Annotated in this window: 1 protein-coding gene; it reads left to right on the top strand. The window is 75.5% G+C overall.

The annotated features are described in order from the left end of the window. Positions 1-2,008, top strand: a 2,008-nt coding sequence (locus ME121_RS32645) for a DNA translocase FtsK (protein ID WP_491892954.1), incomplete at both ends; no start/stop codon positions are given.

The following is a 2,008-nucleotide window of genomic DNA, read 5'->3' as shown; positions in this document are numbered from 1 at the left end:
TCGGTCCTGCAGGAGCGCCGCCAGCGCGCCCTGGAGGCCGAGCGCGTCGCCCTGGAGCGCGCCCGCGCCGAGGCGCAGGCCGCCGCTCTCGCCCTGGAGACCGAGCGGGCCGCCCGCGAGGAGGCCGAGCGGGAGCGGATCGAGCGCGCGCGGGTCGCCGCCGAGGAGGCCGAGCGTGCCGCGCCCGTGCCGGCGCTGCCCGAAGCCTCCGCGCCGGACGCGGAGCCGGTGCCCCTGTGGCGCCAGCCCTTCGTCGCGCCGCCGGGCGTCCGCTTCTTCCGCACGCCGGACCGCCGCCCGGTCCGGCCCGCGGTCGAGCTGACCGCCTCCACGGCGGCGATCGCTCCGGTCGCGGCCGCGCCGGTCGCCGCCGCGCTGGTCGAGACGGTCGCCGAGGCCCCGGCCCGCGACTGGTCGGACCTGCCGGACTGGTCCGAGGTCCAGCCCTGGTTCGACGGCGGCGACTGGTCGTCCGTCGATGCCTGGTCGGCCCTGGAGGCGCCGCCCGCCGAGGTCGCGCCGACCCCGGCCGCCGTCGCGGCGCCGGCGGCGTCCGACGAGCGCTTCGTCTCGATGCCGCTCGACGTCTCGCACCTGCGGTCGCTGCCGCCGCGGCCGGTCTACGTGCTCGATCGGCTCGTCCGGTTCGACCAGCCGCCGCGCCCGGCCGACGGGCAGGATAACGGGACGGAGACCGGACCGCGGATGGAGGAGGCCGCCACGATTCGGAGCGCCTTCCTGCCGCCCGTCGTGACGCCGGCCGCGTCCGGCCTGTCGCTGGTCTTCGGCCCGGGCAGCGCCGCGGCCGAGCCTCCGGCCACGCCGGTGTCCGAGGCGCCCCGCCGCGCGCCGGCTCTCAGCGCCATGGCGGCCCGGGCGGCGATCCGCGCGGCCGGTCAGCCGAGCGTCGTCCCGCCGGCGCCACCGGCCCAGCCCGAACCCGCTCCCGCCCCGGTCTCTGCCGCTCCGGTCGCCGCGCGCGCCGAGGTGGAGCGCGTGGTGATCCCGATGACACCGCGTCCGGTCCTGCTCCGCGGCAAGCTGGCGCCGCAGCCGGAGCCGGTCGAGGCGGACGTCGAGGCCGAGGCCGAGCCGGCCGCGGCTGCCGTCGAGGCGGTCGAGGTCCCGGCGCTGCCGGCCCCCGCGCCGGCGTCGGTCCCCCTGGTGGCGCCCCGTGCGCACCTGATCCCCGCCGGCCGCCACCTCGAGATCGCGCCGATCGAGAACGCCGATTACGAGCTGCCGTCGCTCGAACTGCTCGCCCTGCCGGCGCCGGGCGGCAGCGAGGAGGTCGACGCCGACGTGCTGGAGCAGAACGCCCTCAACCTGCAGCAGACGGTCCAGGATTTCGGCGTGCGCGGCGACATCCTGGCGGTGCGGCCGGGCCCGGTCGTCACCCTCTACGAGCTCGAGCCCGCCCCCGGCACCAAGTCCAGCCGCGTGATCGGCCTGTCGGACGACATCGCCCGGTCGATGTCGGCGGTCTCGGCCCGCGTCGCGGTCGTGCCCGGCCGGAACGTCATCGGCATCGAGCTGCCGAACGAGACCCGCGAGACGGTGTACCTGCGCGAGCTCCTCTCGTCGGCCGACTTCGCCGAGAGCAAGCACAAGCTGGCGTTGTGCCTCGGCAAGAACATCGGCGGCGAGCCGATCATCGCCGACCTCGCGCGCATGCCGCACCTGCTGGTGGCCGGCACCACCGGCTCGGGCAAGTCGGTGGCGATCAACACCATGATCCTCAGCCTGCTCTACCGGCTCAAGCCGGAGGAGTGCCGCCTGATCATGGTCGACCCGAAGATGCTGGAGCTGTCGGTCTACGACGGCATCCCGCACCTGCTCTCCCCCGTGGTCATCGACCCGAAGAAGGCGGTCATCGCCCTCAAGTGGGCCGTGCGCGAGATGGAGGAGCGCTACAAGAAGATGGCCAAGATCGCCGTCCGAAACATCGACGGCTACAACGCCCGCATGAAGGAGGCCCGCGACAGGGGCGAGATCATCACGCGCACGA

The organism is Methylobacterium sp. ME121 (genome assembly GCF_000974725.1).
In the GTDB taxonomy this organism is placed as follows: domain Bacteria; phylum Pseudomonadota; class Alphaproteobacteria; order Rhizobiales; family Beijerinckiaceae; genus Methylobacterium; species Methylobacterium radiotolerans.
This window is presented reverse-complemented; position numbering and strand designations above follow the sequence as displayed.